General features: G+C 42.0%; 23 protein-coding genes. 15 read left to right on the top strand and 8 right to left on the bottom strand.

The window, feature by feature from the left end; translation table 11 throughout:
* A partial coding sequence (locus IM496_RS08680; protein WP_287661740.1) for a tetratricopeptide repeat protein occupies positions 1-540 on the top strand: 540 nt, incomplete at its 5' end.
* Positions 541-810: 270 nt separating this feature from the next.
* On the opposite strand, the gene IM496_RS08685 is transcribed toward IM496_RS08680, so the two are convergent.
* The 3 genes from IM496_RS08685 to IM496_RS22680 form a co-directional block, all read right to left on the bottom strand.
* Complete coding sequence (locus tag IM496_RS08685) at positions 811-1,284, bottom strand: DUF4164 family protein (protein ID WP_287661741.1); 474 nt, start codon at positions 1,282-1,284, stop codon at positions 811-813.
* A gap of 437 nt (positions 1,285-1,721) precedes the next feature.
* On the bottom strand, positions 1,722-2,312 hold the full coding sequence (locus IM496_RS08690) for a PAP/fibrillin family protein (protein WP_002736482.1): 591 nt from the start codon (positions 2,310-2,312) through the stop codon (positions 1,722-1,724).
* A gap of 179 nt (positions 2,313-2,491) precedes the next feature.
* Positions 2,492-2,608: a bilin-binding protein gene (locus IM496_RS22680; RefSeq protein WP_228009659.1), complete on the bottom strand. Its 117-nt coding sequence runs from the start codon at positions 2,606-2,608 to the stop codon at positions 2,492-2,494.
* Between the two features lie 527 nt (positions 2,609-3,135).
* On the opposite strand from IM496_RS22680, the gene rseP reads away from it, so the two are divergent.
* The 3 genes from rseP to IM496_RS08705 all read left to right on the top strand — a co-directional run bounded on the left by rseP (position 3,136) and on the right by IM496_RS08705 (position 5,653).
* Complete coding sequence (rseP, locus tag IM496_RS08695; protein ID WP_002797659.1) at positions 3,136-4,227, top strand: RIP metalloprotease RseP; 1,092 nt, start codon at positions 3,136-3,138, stop codon at positions 4,225-4,227.
* Positions 4,227-4,883, top strand: a complete 657-nt coding sequence (nth, locus tag IM496_RS08700; protein WP_287661744.1) for an endonuclease III — start codon at positions 4,227-4,229, stop codon at positions 4,881-4,883. Before rseP ends, nth begins: the two co-directional genes overlap by 1 nt.
* Positions 4,884-5,044: 161 nt before the next feature.
* Complete coding sequence (locus IM496_RS08705) at positions 5,045-5,653, top strand: rhomboid family intramembrane serine protease (protein WP_104396021.1); 609 nt, start codon at positions 5,045-5,047, stop codon at positions 5,651-5,653.
* On the opposite strand, the gene IM496_RS08710 is transcribed toward IM496_RS08705, so the two are convergent.
* Complete coding sequence (locus tag IM496_RS08710) at positions 5,650-5,976, bottom strand: hypothetical protein (RefSeq protein WP_002735315.1); 327 nt, start codon at positions 5,974-5,976, stop codon at positions 5,650-5,652. The genes IM496_RS08705 and IM496_RS08710 overlap by 4 nt on opposite strands.
* A 162-nt stretch (positions 5,977-6,138) precedes the next feature.
* Between IM496_RS08710 and IM496_RS08715 the strand changes: the two genes are divergently transcribed.
* The gene (locus IM496_RS08715) at positions 6,139-6,681 is read left to right on the top strand and encodes an NADPH-dependent FMN reductase (protein WP_104396020.1); all 543 of its coding nucleotides are present in this window, start codon (positions 6,139-6,141) and stop codon (positions 6,679-6,681) included.
* Here the strand turns inward: IM496_RS08715 and folB are convergent.
* Positions 6,668-7,024, bottom strand: a complete 357-nt coding sequence (gene folB, locus IM496_RS08720) for a dihydroneopterin aldolase (RefSeq protein ID WP_287661742.1) — start codon at positions 7,022-7,024, stop codon at positions 6,668-6,670. The two genes, IM496_RS08715 and folB, sit on opposite strands and share 14 nt — an antisense overlap.
* A 159-nt stretch (positions 7,025-7,183) precedes the next feature.
* Here folB and IM496_RS08725 point away from each other — a divergent pair, with 159 nt between their 5' ends.
* From IM496_RS08725 to IM496_RS08760, 8 genes are all read left to right on the top strand, one after another.
* Positions 7,184-8,104, top strand: coding sequence for a glycosyltransferase family 2 protein (locus tag IM496_RS08725; RefSeq protein ID WP_287661743.1), 921 nt, complete (start codon positions 7,184-7,186; stop codon positions 8,102-8,104).
* A 14-nt stretch (positions 8,105-8,118) separates the two neighbouring features.
* The gene (locus tag IM496_RS08730; protein WP_194016273.1) at positions 8,119-9,078 is read left to right on the top strand and encodes a GDP-mannose 4,6-dehydratase; all 960 of its coding nucleotides are present in this window, start codon (positions 8,119-8,121) and stop codon (positions 9,076-9,078) included.
* A 2-nt stretch (positions 9,079-9,080) separates the two neighbouring features.
* Positions 9,081-9,860, top strand: coding sequence for a glycosyltransferase family 4 protein (locus tag IM496_RS08735; protein WP_194016275.1), 780 nt, complete (start codon positions 9,081-9,083; stop codon positions 9,858-9,860).
* 59 nt (positions 9,861-9,919) lie between these two features.
* Positions 9,920-10,903 (top strand): glycosyltransferase family 2 protein, encoded by a 984-nt coding sequence (locus IM496_RS08740; protein WP_228009662.1) that lies wholly within the window; start codon positions 9,920-9,922, stop codon positions 10,901-10,903.
* Between the two features lie 27 nt (positions 10,904-10,930).
* A complete protein-coding gene (locus IM496_RS08745; RefSeq protein WP_194016277.1) occupies positions 10,931-11,485 on the top strand; it encodes a phycobiliprotein lyase in 555 nt (184 codons plus the stop codon).
* A gap of 85 nt (positions 11,486-11,570) precedes the next feature.
* Complete coding sequence (locus IM496_RS08750) at positions 11,571-11,963, top strand: MerR family transcriptional regulator (protein ID WP_002804210.1); 393 nt, start codon at positions 11,571-11,573, stop codon at positions 11,961-11,963.
* A 5-nt stretch (positions 11,964-11,968) separates the two neighbouring features.
* On the top strand, positions 11,969-13,189 hold the full coding sequence (locus IM496_RS08755) for a hypothetical protein (protein WP_194016279.1): 1,221 nt from the start codon (positions 11,969-11,971) through the stop codon (positions 13,187-13,189).
* Positions 13,186-13,968, top strand: a complete 783-nt coding sequence (locus IM496_RS08760) for a hypothetical protein (protein WP_194016281.1) — start codon at positions 13,186-13,188, stop codon at positions 13,966-13,968. Before IM496_RS08755 ends, IM496_RS08760 begins: the two co-directional genes overlap by 4 nt.
* Positions 13,969-14,349: 381 nt before the next feature.
* On the opposite strand, the gene metK is transcribed toward IM496_RS08760, so the two are convergent.
* A complete protein-coding gene (metK, locus tag IM496_RS08765; protein ID WP_066030218.1) occupies positions 14,350-15,600 on the bottom strand; it encodes a methionine adenosyltransferase in 1,251 nt (416 codons plus the stop codon).
* 326 nt (positions 15,601-15,926) lie between these two features.
* On the opposite strand from metK, the gene pcrA reads away from it, so the two are divergent.
* Positions 15,927-18,248, top strand: coding sequence for a DNA helicase PcrA (gene pcrA, locus IM496_RS08770; RefSeq protein ID WP_194013889.1), 2,322 nt, complete (start codon positions 15,927-15,929; stop codon positions 18,246-18,248).
* Positions 18,249-18,257: 9 nt separating this feature from the next.
* Here pcrA and IM496_RS08775 read toward each other — a convergent pair whose 3' ends face one another.
* Both IM496_RS08775 and IM496_RS08780 read right to left on the bottom strand, forming a co-directional pair.
* Complete coding sequence (locus IM496_RS08775; protein WP_193956888.1) at positions 18,258-18,599, bottom strand: DUF5615 family PIN-like protein; 342 nt, start codon at positions 18,597-18,599, stop codon at positions 18,258-18,260.
* A complete protein-coding gene (locus tag IM496_RS08780; protein WP_039899814.1) occupies positions 18,596-18,829 on the bottom strand; it encodes a DUF433 domain-containing protein in 234 nt (77 codons plus the stop codon). The genes IM496_RS08775 and IM496_RS08780 overlap by 4 nt, the downstream gene beginning before the upstream one ends.
* Positions 18,830-19,154: 325 nt before the next feature.
* On the opposite strand from IM496_RS08780, the gene IM496_RS08785 reads away from it, so the two are divergent.
* Positions 19,155-19,586 (top strand): CAAD domain-containing protein, encoded by a 432-nt coding sequence (locus IM496_RS08785; RefSeq protein ID WP_194013891.1) that lies wholly within the window; start codon positions 19,155-19,157, stop codon positions 19,584-19,586.
* Positions 19,587-20,155 lie beyond the last annotated feature (569 nt).

Genomic DNA, 20,155 nt, shown 5'->3' on the forward strand with positions numbered 1-20,155 from the left:
TACCAAAAAGCGATCGAGTTTCATCAACAATCCTTAGCAATCGATCGGGAAATCGGTGATCGGGGGGGTGAAGCGTATTCCTACATCGGTTTAGGCGCTGTTTACCAATCCCTAGGAGAATACCAAAAAGCGATCGAGTTTTATCAACAGTCCTTAGCAATCACACGGGAAATCGGTGATCGGGGTGGTGAAGCGGCATCCTACAATAATTTAGGTGCTGTTTACTATTCCCTAGGAGAATACCAAAAAGCGATCGAGTTTCATCAACAGTCCCTAGCAATCCTTCGGGAAATCGGTGATCGGGGGGGTGAAGCGAAATCCTACATGGGTTTAGGCAATGTTTACAATTCCCTAGGAGAATACCAAAAAGCGATCGAGTTTTATCAACAGTCCCTAGCAATCTTTCGGGAAATCGGTGATCGGGGGGGTGAAGCGAAAGCTTGGTTTAATCTGGGACTTACCTACTATAAACTCAAACGTATATCGGAAGCGAAAGAAGCATATCTTCAGTCGGGGAATTATATCAAGCATTGGGGTTAGCAGCGGATGTTCAAAAGTGCGATGATGAAATTCGGCAATTAGAAACCCGAAAATATCCCTTAATCGTTGCTTTCTTTCTGGGGGTGGTTAAGTTTCCTTTAGTTTTAATTGGGGTGATAATAGTGGCATTGTGGCGATTGTTAAAAAGATGGTTGAGGAAAGCATAATTATCGGTAGGATGGGTTAAATATCTCTTATTTTTAACCTGAGTTTCACATCTGCTAATTTCCCCTCATAACTACCCTAAAGTGAGAAATTATAGTAATATTTCTAAGGATTACCAGAAAAGAAAGAGCGCCACGCTGCTGTGCCGATCGCTCCTCCTAAAAGAATAATTAACGTCCAAACTTGATTTTTTTGGGTTCCTTCCACCTTTTCTAGTCTTCTATCCATCCCATCGACTTTCTCAGTTAGTTTTGTCTGTCCTACCTCTAGCTTAGTTAGCCGTTCGTCAATTTTATCAAATTTCTGGTTAAAATCCTTCTGTAGGCTATCAAATTTCTGGTTAACATCCTTTTGTAAGCTATCAAATTTCTGGTTAAAATCCTTCTGTAGGCTGTCAAATTTCTGGTTAACATCCTGTTGCAAGGTATCGATTTTTTGGTTAAAATCCTTCTGTAGGCTGTCAAATTTCTGGTTAACATCCTGTTGGAAGGTATCGATTTTTTGGTTAACTTCCTTGATGCTGTCTTTGATTTCCTTGAGGACGGATTCAAGACTATAAGTAACGGTTTCGTTAGACATTTTGGTAACATCCCTGGGAGTAATGATAGTACAATAATTTTATCTTAATCCTAAATCCGGTTATTAGAAACTGATTACCTATTGCCTAGTATTTAGTCTTATGGTAATAAGTAGCTGGTTATAATTAAATTAAAATAAAAATGTACTTTAGGTTCGATCCCCCCTGCCCCCCTTGATAAGGGAGGTGCTGATCCCCCCTTAATCCCCCCTTGATAAGGGGGGTGCTGATCCCCCCTTAATCCCCCCTTGATAAGGGGGGTGCTGATCCCCCCTTAATCCCCCCTTGATAAGGGGGGTGCCGATCCCCCCTTAATCCCCCCTTGATAAGGGGGGTGCTGATCCCCCCTTAATCCCCCCTTGATAAGGGGGGTGCTGATCCCCCCTGCCCCCCTTGATAAGGGGGGGATCTGACAACTTTTAACGCCTACCTACTTAAGTTAGGTTTTTTCCTTAGCCAGAATAAAGACGCTGCCCTCGCTGCCGCGGCCGATGCGGAGATCTTCATCGAGATAGGTGATATCGAGCCAACCTTTTTGTTCGCGATTATTGAAAGAAAAATCGAGGGGAGGAAATTTTTTGCCACTTTCGATCGCTTCGATAAATTCTTGGGGAGAATGATAATTAAGAAAACGTTGCAGACCGAGGATCGATCGCTCAAATTTGACCATGACCCGACGCTCGGAGGTGGGTTCAAAGGTAGCGGCGACGATCACTGCTCCTTCTAACCAAGGTACGCCGGTAATTTCAGCAATATTATAGAGTTTGGCCTTGTTCAGGTCGAGATATTGATAAATTTGCCCTAATTGAAAAAAAGGTAGGCGATCTAGCCCCAGAATGTCGCGGCTGCTGGTGAATAGTAAACGCCAATTGCCCCCTAATAGTTGTTTAACTTCGAGGGGATGAGGATGGGGATTGTGGTCCTCCAATTGTTCGATCGCCGCCAAAATCCGCACGCGGTCGCTTTCCGTGGCCAGGAGTCCGCGATTTCTACCAGCGATCAATTCTAGTAATTTCGCTTTGGCATCCATAGAATCTCCCTCATTTTATAAAGTACCTCGACCCGCCAGGCACTCGATCGAGGTTTTTGGTGGCCCGAAGAGGCCCACCCGCGCCGATGATTTCAGGGGTTCAACGGAGTTTTAACCTCGGTGAGCGGCATTTTTAACTGTTGGCCTCACTATTTTAACACGGATTAAATGCCTCGGTTTTAAAACTTTTTCATCACCGTAATTAAGTGATCGAAATAGGGAGCAATTGCGGTTTTTTCTGAGTCGCTAAAATAATCTAAACTGTATTGTTTTAAGGCTTCTAACCCCGAAATCATCGCCCCTAATGGTACTGATAGTATCTAAATCCCTATCACTGAGATAGCGAGTTTGATCATCCGCTTGTTGCCAAATAGCGATCGCTGCTTGCTGATAGGGCCAATTAGAGACTTGCGCTTTGATAATGTACCTTTTGGGCGAACGCAGTTCGCCCCTACATTGTGGACAAAATCGGTTACTGTAGGGGCGCAATGCTTGCGCCCTCCGAGCGCTCAGGTTTGCTGATCACTCTAAGTAGGGGGAGAGCCTTCGAGTGCCTCCGCAGCTAAGGGACTTGCGATTTTCTGGCTGGGATATTATTCCCACGCAAGTCCCTTAGCGAAACTGATGATTTTCGCTTTTGGGATTAATTGCTGGGCGCGCTCACTCAAAGGCATCGATCGCTCTCCGTCGGGTCAAATTAGGCGGTTAAGATCTCTTTTACCATAAATGATCGAAAAATTAGCGATAACTAGAGATTTTTTGCAATCTGCCCGGGAGGATCGCTTACAATGAACAAAGGCTAAATCATTATAATTTGATCATCATGTCAGTTTTAATAGCGATCGGTGTACTTGCCCTATTAATTGTTGTTCACGAATTAGGTCATTTTGCCGCTGCTCGTTGGCAATCTATCCATGTTAATCGCTTTTCCATCGGTTTTGGTCCAGCTTTAGCTAAATATCAAGGTAAAGAAACAGAATACGCCCTCCGCGCCATTCCTTTGGGGGGTTACGTTGGTTTTCCCGATGACGATCCCGATAGTCAAATTCCCAATAACGATCCTGATTTATTACGCAATCGTCCTGTTTTCGATCGAGCTATCGTCATTAGTGCGGGAGTAATTGCTAATTTAATTTTTGCCTATTTTTTGCTTGTTACCCAAGTCGCTACCGTGGGGTTTCCCCAAATTAACTATCAAGAAGGGGTAATTATTCCTGAAGTTTTCACTGCTGAAAATTCGGTCGCTAAACAAGCGGGAATGCAAGCGGGGGATATTGTTCTCGCTATCAATGATCAGCCCCTTGGTGCTTCTCAAAATGCCATTATTGACTTCCGTGACATTATTCAATCTTCCCCCGATCAACCCCTAAAATTAACCATCAAACGCCCCACAGAAACGATCAATTTAATCGTTACTCCTGAATTGGGAAGTGATGGTCAGGGTAAAATTGGGGTGAGATTGGCTCCCAACGGTGAAGAAACTCGCCTGAAAGCCGATAATTTTGGTCAAGCTTTTAGCTTAGGTGCGGGTGAATTTCAACGATTAATTGTATTAACCGTGCAAGGTTTTGGGCAGTTAGTTAGTAACTTTAAAGACAGTGTTCAACAGGTAGCGGGACCAGTTAAAATTGTCGAATACGGAGCCGCAATCGCTCGTAATGATGCGGGTAATCTTTTTCAATTTGCCGCCCTAATTAGTATTAACTTAGCGGTGATTAATATTCTACCTTTACCTGCTCTTGATGGTGGTCAGTTGGTATTTTTATTAATCGAGGCTTTAGTAGGTAAACCTCTCCCAACTAAACTGCAAGATAACATCATGCAAACAGGTCTAGTTTTACTCTTAGGATTAGGAGTTTTCTTAATCGTGCGCGACACGGCTAACCTAGCAGTTTTTCAGGATTTATTCCAGTGATGGCCCCGCGAAAAAAAACTAAGCTTCAACTGCGTGCCCTAGAGATTTTAAGCAACCTAAAGCGATTATATCCAGAGGCAACCTGTAGTTTAAATTATCAAACTCCCGTGCAGTTATTAGTGGCAGTTATTCTCTCGGCACAATGCACTGATGAGCGGGTAAATAAGGTAACTCCTGCTTTATTCGCTCGTTTTCCCGATGCTAAATCCTTAGCTTTTGCTGAGCGAGAGGAGTTAGAAGCCCTGATTCGTTCCACGGGATTCTATCGCAATAAAGCTAAAAATATTCAGGGTGCTTGTCAAAAAATTCTCAAGGATTTTCAGGGGGAAGTACCCAAGACAATGGCGGAATTATTAACTTTACCCGGGGTAGCTAGAAAAACGGCTAATGTGGTACTCGCTCACGCTTACGGGATTATTGAGGGGGTGACAGTAGATACCCACGTTAAGCGCTTAAGTAATCGTTTGGGTTTAACTACTAATAACGATCCGGTGAAAATTGAACGGGATTTAATGGCTTTACTACCTCAACCGGATTGGGAAACTTTTTCTATTAGTATTATTTACCACGGCCGGGCGGTTTGTAAAGCAAGAAATCCCGCTTGTTTTTCCTGTCAATTAGCCTCTCTTTGTCCCGCAGCAAACAGTAAACAGTAAACAGTAAACTCACACCTGATAACTGGTAACTGAATCACTGATAACTGAATCACTGGTAACTGAATCACTGATAACTGATAACTGATAACTGATAACTGATAACTGATAACTGATAACTGATAACTGATAACTGATAACTGATAACTGATCTGGGGGCTATAATGGGAAAAAATAACTCATCCATCAATCTTATGAGTCAAGGATCACGGCAAGAAATAAAAACCCAAGCAATAATCCTCGCTACTTTTGTGGCGATTTTTTGGCTGTTAGAGATTTTAGATCAATTTGTTTTTCGGGGCAGTTTAGACTATTTCGGGATTATTCCCCATCAAGTCATCGGATTGCGGGGTATTCTTTTCGCACCTTTCCTACACGGGGACTTTCCCCATCTTATTGCTAATACGGTTCCTTTTCTGATTCTCGGTTGGTTGGTGATGTTACAGGAAACCAGTGACTTTTTTATTGTGACCGGGTTAACTATGCTGGTAGGGGGGTTAGGAGTCTGGTTATTTGCTGCTCCTGGATCCATCCATATCGGGGCAAGTATCTTGATTTTTGGCTATTTAGGTTTTTTATTACTGCGGGGCTATTTCCAAAGAAATATTCCTTCTATACTCTTGTCAATTCTAGTCTTTTTACTCTACGGTGGCACAATTTGGGGCGTTTTGCCTTCCCGTCCGGGGATTTCTTGGCAAGGACATTTATTTGGCTTTCTAGGCGGGGTTTTAGCCGCCAAATTAATCGCCACCGAAAAGAAACATTATTCCTAAATGGGGGAACCTTCTATCTCGCTACATACTTCGTAAAAATCGGTGACAGGCGGTTTCGCAAATAGAGGAGCCATGGATTTCAGCAATAATTCATGGTCTTCGCTTTTATTTGCCTCCATATCATCGATTTTATCCCAGATAATTACGGCAATTCCTTCGTCGGTTCCGGGTTTTTGCAACAGAAAAGCCCCCTGGAATCCCGTAGAATAGGTGGAAACGGCTTTTTCGTAGAGTTTTTGGGCTTCGGAAAAACACCCCGGTTTAAATTCACCAATAGCCACATAGGCATATTTATGTTTGAGAAAATCGAGAAATTCTGGCATGGCAATGAGGGGAAATGGAATAAATCTTTCTTTCTACTCCTATTAAAACTTAGATCGATCGCTCTCCCCGCCCCATCGACATATTTTTTTAACTAAGCTTGCCCCAATTGTCTCTTTTTTTTGTTAGCTTATATGTAGTCGTTATGAGTTCGTATAAATTCTATGATCAAAATCGTTGGTATTAATGGCAGTTTACGCCCGGGATCCTATAGTGCGATGGCGTTAGAAGTTGCTATCAGTCGAGTAGGGGCGTTAGGAATAGAAACGGAGATAATTGACCTGAGAAAACTCTCTTTACCCTTCTGTAACGGGGGAGATGACTATTCTGACTATCCCGATGTGGCCAAAATGCAGCAAACGGTTAAATCGGCTGCGGGGTTAATTTTGGCGACACCGGAATATCATGGTAGTGTCAGTGGTGTGATGAAGAATGCCCTAGATTTAATGAGTTTTGAGGAGTTATCGGGAAAGGTTGCGGGGTTAATCAGTGTTTTAGGCGGCCAATCCAATAGTAACGCCCTCAATGATTTAAGAATCATTCTCCGTTGGGTTCATGCTTGGGTAATTCCCGAACAAATTAGCTTAGGACAAGCGTGGAAAGTCTTCAACGAAGAAGGAAAAATCCTTGACGAGAAGCTTTCCCAACGTTTTGACGCTTTTGCGCGAAGTTTAGTCGATAATACCCGTAAACTCAACGGGATCTAGTAATATCGATGGTGATTTTACCGGTGAAATGGGGAATTGGGGCGGCGGGTTTCGATAATTGTACTCTTACCTGTCGCACGCCCTCGAGTTGTAGGATATCCTCAGCGATGACTGTGGCCAATTTTTCCACTAGGGCAAATTTGCTGGTTTCAATCTGGTGTTTGACAATTTTGATCGCCTGTCGATAATCTAGGGTATCTTCAATTGCGTCACTTTTGCCAGCAATGCTAATATCAACTTCTAGGGATAAATCCACCTCAAACCATTGACCTAAAACCTGTTCTTCGGCCAGATATCCTGTGTAACCGTAGGCACGAATTCCTGTAACGTGAATAGTATCCATAGATAGTTAAATTAAAAAACTGGTAGCGTTGGTCACAAATTTACGAGAAACTCTATAAGTAAAAAGCAATCTCGGAGTCTCGGAGTCTCCTCAAGTATTTTTACATTTTTGCAAAGGAATGTTAAGTTTTAGGGTATTGAATGAGTAACCTTGATAGCCATGGCTCCTAAAATAGCAGGGATTATCTGTACCCACAACCGCGATCACTACCTAGAAGGAGCGATCGATAGTCTTTTGGCGCAAACCTGCCCAGATTGTGAGATTTTAGTGGTTGATAACGCATCTACCGATAAAACCCGTCAAGTGGCCGAGTCGCGTCTGGGAGATGGGCGGCTAAAATACGTTTACGAACCTATTTTAGGGCTATCTACCGCCAGAAATCGCGGAGCGAAGGAAACTAGAGCGCCGATTTTAGCTTATTTGGATGACGATGCGATCGCTAGTCCTCAATGGTTGCAAATTCTGTTAAATGCCTACGAAAATAATGAAAAACTGGCAGTAGCAGGGGGAAAAGTCACCTTAATTTGGCCGCAAGGCTACAGTCAACCCAATTGGTTATCAGATCAGTTAGCAGGGGGTTTAGGGGCTTTCGATTTGGGCGACAATGTGATATACATTAGCCAAGCGGATTTAACTCCGCGAGGAGTTAATTACTCAATCCGGCGGGATTTCTTGGAGAAGATTGGCGGTTTTGACCCTAATTTGGGAAGAATAGGCAAAAAACTTCTCTCTAACGAGGAATTATACACTACAGAACTGGCACTCGCCCAGGGATGGCAAGTGGGCTATTTTCCCGCAGCATTGGTGGAACACAATGTGGCCCCAGAAAGAATCAATCGTCAATGGTTTATGCGTCGCAGTTGGTGGCAAGGCATCAGCGAACACTACCGGGAAGAAGTGGCAGGAAGGACGGGATTGGCTCAATTTAGGCGAGGAGGTGAGCGATTAGCGAGAGGATTGGTTAAATCTGTCAAATTTATCAATGATCCTGCTAAAAGCTTTGATAATCTTCTCTATGCCTATGGACAAATCGGTTATTTAAGCGAGGCCGCCAAGGCGATGTTAACCCCTCAAAAGTAAATCATTGTAAATAAATGGGTAAAAAAGCGTTAATTTGTGGTATATCGGGGCAGGATGGAGCCTACCTAGCCGAATTACTGTTAAAAGCAGACTATACAGTTTGTGGCACCTCCCGGGATGCCCAAATGTCCTCTTTTAGTAATCTGAAACGTTTGGGAATCAAGGAACAGGTAAAACTAGAATCAATGGCACTGAATGACTTTCGCAGTGTCCTACAGGTGTTAATTAAAATTCAGCCGGATGAGGTCTATAATTTGGCTGGACAAAGTTCTGTGGGTTTATCTTTTGAGCAGCCGGTGGAAACCTTAGAAAGTATTGCCACCGGAACCTTAAATCTTTTAGAAGCAATTCGATTTACTGGAGCAAAAATTAAATTATATAATGCCGGATCGAGTGAATGTTTCGGGGATATCGGCGATAATTCTGCCGATGAAAATACCCCTTTTCGTCCTCGCAGTCCCTACGCTGTGGCCAAATCGGCGGCTTTTTGGGAAGTGGCTAATTATCGAGAAGCCTACGGAATTTTTGCCTGTTCAGGCATACTTTTCAATCATGAATCTCCCCTGCGTCCCGAGCGCTTTGTCACCCAAAAAATTATCGCTGCCGTAGCTAGAATTGCCCAGGGAAGTCCTGAAACTTTGCAACTAGGAAATATGGATATTGAAAGGGATTGGGGTTGGGCGCCGGAGTACGTTGAAGCGATGTATTTAATGCTGCAACAGGAGCAACCCGATGATTACGTCATTGCCACGGGAAAAAGTTCAAAACTAGAGGATTTTGTCGCCACAGCTTTTGCTACTGTTGGCTTGAATTGGCAAGATCATGTAATTTCCGATCGAAGTTTATTAAGACCAACGGATTTAGCCATTAGTCGCGGCAATCCAGGCAAAGCTAAGGAAAAATTAGGTTGGCAAGCACAATACAAAATGACCGATATTGTCCGCATGATGGTGGAAAATCGTTTAGAGAAATAGCTATGAATATCTTAATGATTAGTTCCACCTTTCTCCATCCATTTCGCAAAGGAGGAACTCAGGGCAGAACTTTTAATTTACTCAAGTATCTTAGCAAAAATCATGATATTACTGTCATCGTTCAGCCTAATGCTGATGTCAGCGATGAGGAGGTAGAAAAGTTAGGTAAATTTGTTAGTGAATTGGTAGTTTTTACCCGTCCTCGAGATGCCAAAACTGGAATAATTGCTAAACTGCAAAGATTAGCTCAATTCCTGCAACAAGAGATGCAAAACTGGATAGATAGGGCAGTTAAGAGTCAAAAATTCTCAGTAATTACCAGTGAACATAGTGTTAATGAAATTTATATTCGTCCTCAAGGACAACTTACTTACCCCGATACTACTTTAACTCTAGTCGGTGGTAATCCATCCCTAGAAGTGCAAGAATTAACTAAGTTAAAAGGAGTAATTGTAACGGGACGAGTACCATCAATGACCACCTATCTTCATCAGGCAACTATGGCAGTTATTCCCCTAAGAACAGGTTTTGGAATGAAGTTTAAAACCCTAGAATCTATGGCTGCGGGAGTGTCAGTGGTTGCCAGCGATCGAGGTTTAGAAGGGTTAACAGTGGAAGGAAATAATGTTCCTTTAGCAGCCTTAAGGGCTAATAGTATTGAGGAATATTGTACGGCGATTATTCGTCTTTTTGAATCGGCAGAATTGCGTGAAAAATTATCTAGAAATGCTCGCAAATTAATCGAAGATCATTATACTTGGCAACAAGCAGCCGCTAAGTAAGAACAAGTTTTGACTGCTGATATTTGTTAGTAAATTTTTCTAGTTTTTTGTCAATTAATATGCTATCAAATCAAATACTGGTAAAAATATCCGTTGTTGTTCCTCTGTATAATGAAGAAGAAAATATCGATGCTCTTTTTCAGCGACTTTTAGCGGTTTTAGAGGCACTAAATACCAGTTATGAGGTCGTTTGCGTCAATGATGGTAGTCGTGACAATACTCTCAAAAATCTCGTAGAATATCATCAACGTTACCCACAAATTAAAGTGGTTAATTTGTCCCGTAATTTTGGTAAAGATATAGCCATGTCAGCAGGAATTGATTACAGTCAAGGAATGGCAGTTATTCCTATTGATGCTGATTTACAAGATCCCCCCGAATTAATTGCCGAAATGATCGAAAAATGGCACGAGGGTTATGATGTGGTTTATGCCTCCCGTCGGGTTAGAATTGGCGAAAGTTGGTTTAAACGTTTCACCGCAGAAAGTTTCTATCAAGTCATAAATAAATTAAGTCGGGTTACTATTCCTCCTAATACGGGAGATTTCCGTTTAATTGATCGCCGAGTGGTAGAATCAATTAAAAAGATGCCCGAACGTCAAAGATTTATGAAAGGAATATTTGCTTGGGTGGGATATAAACAGACATCAATTTTATTCGATCGAGAACCCCGGTATCAAGGACAAACTAAATGGAATTACTGGAAATTATGGAATTTTGCCATCGATGGTATTACTTCTTTTAGTTTTTTACCCCTGAAAGTCTGGACTTATGTGGGATTTATCATTGCACTTGTTAGTCTTGTTTATGCTAGTTTTTTAATTCTCAGGACTATTATTTTAGGAATCGATGTACCCGGATACGCTTCTCTGATGGTTGCTATCTTATTTTTAGGAGGAATTCAATTACTGACTCTTGGGATTATTGGCGAATATATTGGCAGGGTTTACGAAGAAGTAAAGGGCCGGCCACTTTATCTGGTTCGAGATTGTTATGGTTTTGAAAATCGGGAACAAGTTACTGATAAAATAACTCAAGATTAAGATACTGACAAGAGGAGAATTAAATCTATGAATACCGAAGTTTTTCAGCAATTTTTTGCCTATTGTGTCGGTAGTTGGCAAACGGAAAGAACCTATCATTATCTAGCTGCTCAAGAAGTGGAACGTTCCCGCACTGAATTTCTCATCCAACCCCTCACCAGGGAGATTAAACAGAAAGTTCTGAGAGATAATAACTATGCTGATATTGCGGATTTAGAAACTATCCCGGGGTTTAATTTAGGTTTCTATACCATCTCGGAAAAAGGGGAAGAAGTGCGACAAAATCTTAATCTTTTATTTGTGGTTAAAACAGAAAATAACGGTTATTTAGAAGGGGATTATCTTCGCGATCGCGCCTACGAAGAAGCAAGACCAATTATCTCCGCTTTTCGCTTTGATTCCACCACGAGAGAGTTATTAATGACCACCAATTATACTCGCAGTGTTTCCGTGGATTCAATTACTTTAATTAATCCAGACCTGCGAATTCGCAAAATTATTAACTATCAACGTCCCAAGCAGGGGGAACCCTTAGAAAAAGTTCTCTTGGTCGGTTTTGGAGTTGAGTGTAAAGTCAGTTAAAAAAATATTTCTTTCCCCCCCCTTGATTCTCCAGTCGGGGGGAGATTTTATAATAGGGTAACGATAGGATTAAGGAGCAAAAATAATGCTCAAAATCGGTCAACTTTCCCTAGAAAGTGGCGTTTCAATTAAAACGATTCGTTATTACGAGGAATTAGGACTAATTCAGTCCCCTGAAAGGACAGAGGGAAAATTTCGCCTATTTACTCCCGATACTGTCCATCGCTTGCTATTTGTCAAGAGATTACAATCTTTGGGTTTAAGTCTGCAAGAGATCCGCGAATGTTTAGTAATTCATGACCATGGAGAATTACCCTGTGGAGATATTCAAGAAAAATTAATTAAACATATTGCTGAGATCGATCAACAAGTGGAACAATTGCTTTTATTGCGTCAACAATTAACCGAAACCCTGCAAGGATGGACGGATAAACCTGTAAAAGACGATCAATTTATTTGCCCTAATCTCAAGGTTTAACTATCATGAAAAAGTTAATTTTATTGGTAAGTGTAGCACTTATTTCTACTCCTGTTATTGCTCAACATTTACATCTTGATTCACCTCAAACTCAGACTTTACAAGCAATTCCTGATAATATACCAGCTTGGATGTACAACAAGCAACGTAATCATATTTATCCCCAAAGAGGGGTTTATAACAATGCCATTTATAATGTCAGAGATTTAGCTTTAGACTTGAATGCGATCGCTGTTGGTCATGCCTTTGCCTACGAAGATATCGTAACGGGAAAAGCGAAAGATTTAGAAACTAAGACATACCAAAAAATTAATTGGGTTTTAAAAAATCCGCCTAAATTTATGCCCGACGAGGGTAATATTTCTCCAACTTTTGGCAGAAAATACGGTGTTTTAGAACAGGTTTTCGAGTGGGCGCATATTTTCCATGCTCAAACCGTTGATGTTTTAGCCAGCAGCAAATTAACCAACGAGGAAAAAGAAGCAGAAATTGAAAAATTATATCAATTTTACTTGACAAAAGTTCCCTATGCTATTACGGGATTACCGATGAATATGGGTTATCTGGATTCCCAGCCCTATTCTAAAGCTTTTCGCCAGAAATATCCGAAAGTTAATGGCTTATTTTGGGGCTACCATTGGCTACAAGGAACCATGTATGACTTGCTTTATGAGAAAACTTTAGAGGAACAAAAACAGGCTTATAAACAGGTGGGTAAACAATACCATACTAAGGAATTATATCGCACAGATCGAGCTTTTATGCCCATGTTTGCCGAACTTAGTCCCAAGTTTGCCCGACGTTTTCCCGCAATATCTAACACCTTTGATAACCTGCATATGTTGCACGATATGGTTAATGATATTCTGGCATCAGATTGGCTAACTCCCCAACAAAAAGACGAACAAATTACCCGCGCTATTTGGTTAGTAATGGCTGCTAATCATCGGGAAATGGAAGCAGGAAAAAATTATGGTGGTGAAGGACTACATGATCATCGTTTTGAGTCAGGAATTCCGGGTATGGGATTAATGCCAGCAGATATTTCTCACGAAGGTCATAATCACGAAAATCCTGATAATTCTGAGAAAAAACCTGATGATTCTCAAGTAGATGAGGGAGGAGATCACCAACACCATAACCACGAAAATCACTCCCCAGAAAACCCTGCTAATACGGAGAAAAAACCTGACCACAGCAATGCTCAAGAGGAACCGACAAAATGAGAAGATTTTTATTGATTGCTGTGGGTTTGGTCGCCAGTTTTACTAATCCAGTTTTTGCCAACGATCATAACAATCTTGATTCCGGTCGTCCCCTTTATTTTGATGATGCTGAAAGTATGGGTTTTGGGGAACAATCGATAGAATTTGGAGGAAGTCTAGTCTTTCCTGAAAACAGCAATGTCGGTGGTGAATTTGATATTGAATACCTCAACGGTATTATTCGCAATGGTCATATTATTATCGGCATCGATCCGCAGGTGGGAGGTCGAGTTAATAGTGATGATACAAGTTTTGATGTGGGAAATTTATCTGTAGGTTTTTTCTATAATTTCAATCGTGAATACGATAATGTTCCCGCTTTTGCCATTCGTACTGATTTAGGATTACCGACGGGAAATAATGCCGGGGGATTAGATTTTCGTCTGCGGGGAATTGCCAGTAAAACTGTTGGTCAATTCGATCGCTTGCATCTTAATCTCGATTTAAACATAAAAACTGACCCCGATAACGGCGATCGATCTTTTTTACCCGCTGCCATTCTCGGTTATTCGCGACCGATTGGTTATCCGAAACGTTTTGATCGCACTTTTCTAGCAGAATTGGGCGTAATTACCAGCGATAATAGTAATGGTGGTGCTTTAATTCGCACTGGAATGGGAATTCGTCAGCAAATTAATCGTCAAGGTGTGATCGATTTCGGTATCGAGGGAGATATTGCCACTAATAGCCATGATCAAAGTCAATTAAAGCTAAAAATTGGTTATTCTTTCAGATTTTAGCCTAGCATACTGAAGATTAATCTTCAGGTTAGAAAATCTGATTATTTATTCCCGCTTTTGCCTCTTCTCATAAGTAGGGTGTGCTGAATAAATCTAAAAACCTTGTTGGATAAGAATTTTAGACTTTTTTCCCATCAAAAAGTGCCAGACCTTGGGGTGATCGGGGGGGAAATTTAGGCACTTTTTCCCTGAAAATTAGGTAATTGACCCCCTGAAAATCGGTAAAACCCCACACCCCACACCCCACACCCCACACCCTACCCCCACGAAAAACTTTTTGCCGCAAACCCTAAGTAGCCTATACTCAACGAATTTAGTATAAAAAAGGAATAGAGCCTTAAACTCTACTCCTGAATCAAAATTTTCAGTTAATTTTTAACCCTATACCACCGCAGAAGTCAAAGCTTCTTTGAGGATAGCGGCTTTATCGGTTTTTTCCCAGGGTAAATCGAGATCATTGCGACCAAAATGACCATAAGCTGCTACATCTTGGTAAAAACGATCGCCTCTTTCCGAGGGTAAACCACGCAGGTTAAACGTTTGGATAATACCGGCCGGACGGAGTTCAAAGTATTTATTGATTAAGTCCAGAATCACATCATCGGCGACTTTGCCAGTGCCAAAGGTTTCCACGAAGACACTCACCGGACGAGCTACCCCAATCGCATAACCCACTTGAATCTCGCACTTATCGGCCAAACCAGCAGCGACGATATTTTTGGCCACATAACGGCAAGCATAGGCCGCAGAGCGATCGACTTTGGTAGGATCCTTACCGGAGAAAGCGCCGCCACCGTGACGAGAATAGCCACCGTAGGTATCGACGATAATTTTCCGTCCCGTTAATCCCGCATCGCCTTGGGGTCCACCAATGACGAATTTTCCGGTGGGATTAACCAGATAACGGGTATTGGCATCGGGTTTAATTTCTAAATCGCTGAAGACCGGTTGTACTACCGCTTCCCAGAGATCACTTTTAATCTTTTGTTGGACGAGATCATTATCAGTGATATCGCCGATAGTAGCATCGTGTTGGGTAGAAACAAGGATAGTATCGATACCCACGGGACGACCATCTTCATAAATGACCGATACTTGCGTTTTACCGTCGGGACGCAGATAGGACAGTTCACCCGTTTTTCTGACTGCCGCTAGACGGCGAGCGATGCGGTGGGCTAAACTAATCGGTAAGGGCATAAATTCGGGGGTTTCATTGCAAGCGAAACCGAAGACAATACCCTGGTCTCCCGCACCAATTTTATCGAGTTCATCATTGCTGAGAAGTTCGCGATTTTCCTGAGCGGCCGTGACACCCTGGGAAATATCGGGAGATTGTTCGTCTAAAGCGACTAAAACGGTGCAACTATTCGAGGAAAAGCCGTTATCGGCGTTGATATAACCGATTTCAGCGATTTTACTGCGAACTAAATTGACGAAATGAACCTGCGCTTTCGAGGTGATTTCACCGGTAATCAAGACTAAACCTGTATTGACAACCACTTCAGCCGCTACACGACTGTGGTCATCTTGGGATAACAGAGCATCGAGAATAGTATCGGAAATCTGGTCACAAATTTTATCGGGATGTCCCTCTGTAACCGATTCCGAGGTGAACAAATAACGTTTAGACAAGTGATGTCCCTCACATGGTAGTACATTTGAACGTAAAAAGATTACAAGAAATCTTTGATCATACAGTGTAACAGGGAATTTGCAGAGATCTAGTATTTTCAATAAGAAACCGCCCGAACATTGTCCGGACGGAGTGTGGTGTGAGGAGTGAACGGAAACTTTCGTCTCCGCTAATTCCATTGTAGAGGACAACTTAGAATCTTGAGCGATTTGAAACAAACTAGCCCAAAAAAATTTTTATCTCTGGAAGGGGTTGACTAATGACCGATCCCCGTCTCGATGATGTAGCCTGAATAATAGAGGTCGCAGAGCTATATGGAAAGATTATGACAGTCACAGCCGATTATTTAGAACAACTCAATCCTTCCCAGTGCATCGCTGTTGAGCATTTTTGCGGCCCTTTGTTGGTGGTTGCTGGAGCAGGATCGGGAAAAACTAGCACTTTAACCTATCGTATCGCCCATTTGATCCGTCATCACGGGGTCGATCCAGAAAATATTCTCGCGGTCACTTTTACCAATAAGGCGGCCCGGGAAATGAAAACGAGAATTGAAAAAACTTTTGCTCAACAGAAGGCACAGGAAAAATACGGTCAAAGATTAGAACTTTTGGAAGAATACGAACAGAAAAAACTCTTTTCTCAAGTTTATCGGAATTATACTAAAAAACTCTGGATCGGAACTTTTCACAGTCTTTGCGGTCGGATTTTGCGCTATGACATTAATAAATATCAGGATGAATATGGTCATAGTTGGCAAAGAAATTTCTCGATTATGGACGAATCTGATGCCCAGAGTTTAGTGAAAAATATCGTCACTAAACAGATGAATTTAGACGATAAAAAATTTGATGCTCGCAATCTGCGTTATGCGATTAGTAATGCTAAAAATTTAGGTTTAACCCCCACGGATTATGCCAGAGAAAACCCTCATTTTCGAGGAAAGGTCATTTCTGAGGTTTATCAGGCTTATCAGATGCAATTGGCACAAAATAATGCCCTAGATTTTGATGATTTGATCTTGGTTCCAGTCCGCCTTTTTCAGCAAAATGAGTCTATTCTCGGCTATTGGCACACGCAATTTAAGCATATTTTAGTCGATGAATACCAAGACACTAACCGGATTCAGTACGAGTTAATTCGGCTTTTGTCCACCAATGGTGAAACGAAAAAAAGTGAGTGGAATTGGACGGATCGATCGATTTTTGTGGTGGGTGATGCCGACCAATCTATCTATAGTTTTCGGATGGCCGATTTTACTATTCTGCTCAATTTTCAAGCGGACTTTGGTGATGGTTTACCCGATGATGATACTCGCACGATGGTGAAACTACAGGAAAACTATCGTTCACGGGAGAATATTCTGCAAGCAGCCAATAAATTAATTGAAAAGAATAGTCAAAGAATCGATAAAGTCCTTGTTCCCACCAGAGAAGGGGGCGATAGTATCTATGTTTTTAAAGCCATAGATGAACAGGAAGAAGCAGCTTTTGTTATCGATAAAATTCGAGAATTTACCCAAGAAAACCCCGAATTAAATTGGGGTAGTTTTGCCATTCTCTACCGAATTAACGCCCAATCTCGTCCCTTTGAAGATGGGTTAATTCGCAATAATATCCCCTATAATATTGTCGGGGGATTTAAATTTTATGATCGACAGGAGATTAAAGATGCGATCGCTTATTTACGAGTGATTGCCAATCCTGCCGATACCGTTAGTTTACTGAGAATTATTAACACTCCCCGGCGCGGTATTGGTAAAACCACAATCGATAATTTGCTCAAAGCTGCCCAAGAATTAGGAGTACCTTTATGGGAAATTATCAGCGATGAAACTTCCGTTAATACTCTCGCCGGTCGTGCGACTAAAAGCATCAATAAGTTAGCTAAAATTATCCAAAACCTGCAAGAAAAAATCACCGATTTATCCGCTAGTGAAATCCTAGACCAAATCATGGAAAATTCGGGATATATTGATGAATTAAAACAGCAGGGAACCGAGGAAGCTGATACCCGGATCGAAAATATCCAAGAACTTTATACAGCCGTGGTACAATTCCAAGAGGAAAACGAGGAAACTAATCTACGGGAATTTCTCGCTAGTGCTAGTTTAGCCTCGGATTTAGACAATCTTCAGGAAGGTCAAGAAAAAGTCTCGTTAATGACCCTTCATTCGGCTAAAGGGTTAGAGTTTCCTATCGTCTTTTTAGTCGGTTTAGAACAGGGCATTTTTCCCCATAATCGTAGCTTAAACGATCCCATTGCCCTTGAGGAAGAACGCCGTTTGTGTTATGTGGGAGTGACTCGGGCCAAGGAACAATTATTTTTAACCTACGCAAAAGAAAGATATGTCTGGGGGAATAAAGAGATGAAGGTAGCTTCCCAATTTTTGCAGGAATTGCCCCCAGAATTGCTCACAAGCAACCTGAAACCGAAAAAGACCCCAAAAGTGGTTCCTATGGAAAAAGCTGTCTCCGATCAAAGAAAATGGCAGGTAGGCGATCGAGTGTTACACTCTACTTTTGGAGAAGGAGAAGTGACCCATATCCTCGGTACCGGCAAAAAAATGAATCTAGCGGTCAAATTTTCGGGTTTAGGTCAGAAAATCATCGATCCTCGCACCGCACCCATGCAACTTATCCACGAATAGGGAAAGACCTTAAGGAGTATTGCTAATCTCTACAATTATTGTTCCCTGCTCTAGTTGTTTCAACGCATCGGGTAAAGTAGCTGTCAGTAATCGCCGCAGATTCTGATTTGTGACATTACCACAGGTTAACCATAAAATTTGAGGAGGTGTTCCCAGACGACAAACCAAATCAATAAAGTCACTATCTTTGGTCATAATCACGGCATTTTCCGCTCGCGCTGCTGCAAAGATATCGATATCTTGAGCATCTCGAAGGGATAAGTCTCGCAGGGACGATGCTTCTAAATCAAAGGTCGCTGATAACCAGCTTGCTAGAGTTGGAGGTAGTTGAGCATCAATCCAAATTTTCATGCCGTTAGTTTAGGAAAATCCGTACACCGTGCTGCAAAAAGTAAACAAGCTTGGATATCTGCGAGTTCCAAATCGGGAAAGTCTTCTAAAATTTCAGTTATACTCACATTCTCCGCCAACATTTCCAAAATATCCGTTACTCGAATTCGCATCCCCCGAATACAAGGACGACCACCACACTGGCCAGGTGTTTGAGTAATGCGGGTAAGCAAGCTAACTGTGGAGTCCATAGAACGCATCTCGAAGATATTTAGTCTGCATTTAATTATCTTATCTGGTAATCCTAACAACCAATCCCTAACACCCAACTGACACCCCCTGATTCCTCAACTCCGATCGCTACCTGCTGTTAAAATAGAGAATTGCGGTCAGACTGACGATAAAATTGAGAAGCTAAATCCTTGATTCTTAATAGTTGTTGAGAAACTTTCCGCCTACTATCGCAATTATCCGATAATATGGGCAACAGCGAGTTAGTCTATTCAGTCTGTTAAAATTGACCCCCGTTGGTCGTATTCGCGCACTGTCTAACCTTTATGATGAGGATCAGTTAATATGGAATCAATGCAACCCACCGAAACACAAAATCCGATTAGAACAGATTCACCCGGGTCTCTGAGCAAACCCAGCAGCAGCAGCACCGAACAGATTTGGTCTGAATATGTAGAACCAGTTTGGGATTCGGTGATGTCCTATCTGGCTAATGTCCCCGATTATATCGGTAGTTTCTTCTCTGGATACAAAAAACCTTTAATCGTTCTGGGGGCAATTTTAGCGAGTTTTGTCACCGTGAAAGTTACCCTAGCGGTTTTAGATGCGATCGATGATATTCCCCTCCTTGCTCCTATCCTACAATTAGTTGGGATCGTTTATACTGGTTGGTTTGTCTGGCGCTATCTGCTCAAGGATGAAAATCGTCGCGAGTTATTAGCCGAAATTGATGCACTAAAAGCGCAAGTTTTTGGCAGTCACAATAACACTTTATAGAATCAAGCATAAAAAACAAAGGAGTTGAGTGTTTCCGCTCAACTCCTTTGTTTTTGCACAACAGCTTACACTAGAGTTCTTGCATAAGTAGGGTTTGCGGCAAAAAGTACGGGCGAAGCATTCGGATAGAAAATCTCCAGTTTCACCGATAGGTTATTGCCCGAATGCTTCGCCCCTACAGGACGCGGGCCGATGAAGACGCAAGGTTTTGAAGCACGATTCTCTCAAAATCTTGCACCTGTTTCGCGAGAAAAGCCACAAAACCGCTACCTTGCCTACATTTCACATTTATTCAGCAAACCCTAATTAATTTTTGAAAGGGCAAAAATGAGAAAAATAAGCATAAAATTGCCTAAAATCGCTAAATAGAGCATTTAATTGATTAATGCTCATTCCTAATTCTCCTGACTCGGAGAATACTGACTCCTAAGGGACTTGCGCTTTGATAATGTACCTTTTGGGCGAACGCAGTTCGCCCCTACATTGTGGACAAAATCCGTTACTGTAGGGGCGCAATGCTTGCGCCCTCCGATCGATCAGGTTTGCTGATCACCCTAAGTAGGGGGAGA

It is taken from the genome of Microcystis sp. M049S2, from assembly GCF_020245625.1.
Lineage (GTDB): Bacteria > Cyanobacteriota > Cyanobacteriia > Cyanobacteriales > Microcystaceae > Microcystis > Microcystis ichthyoblabe_A.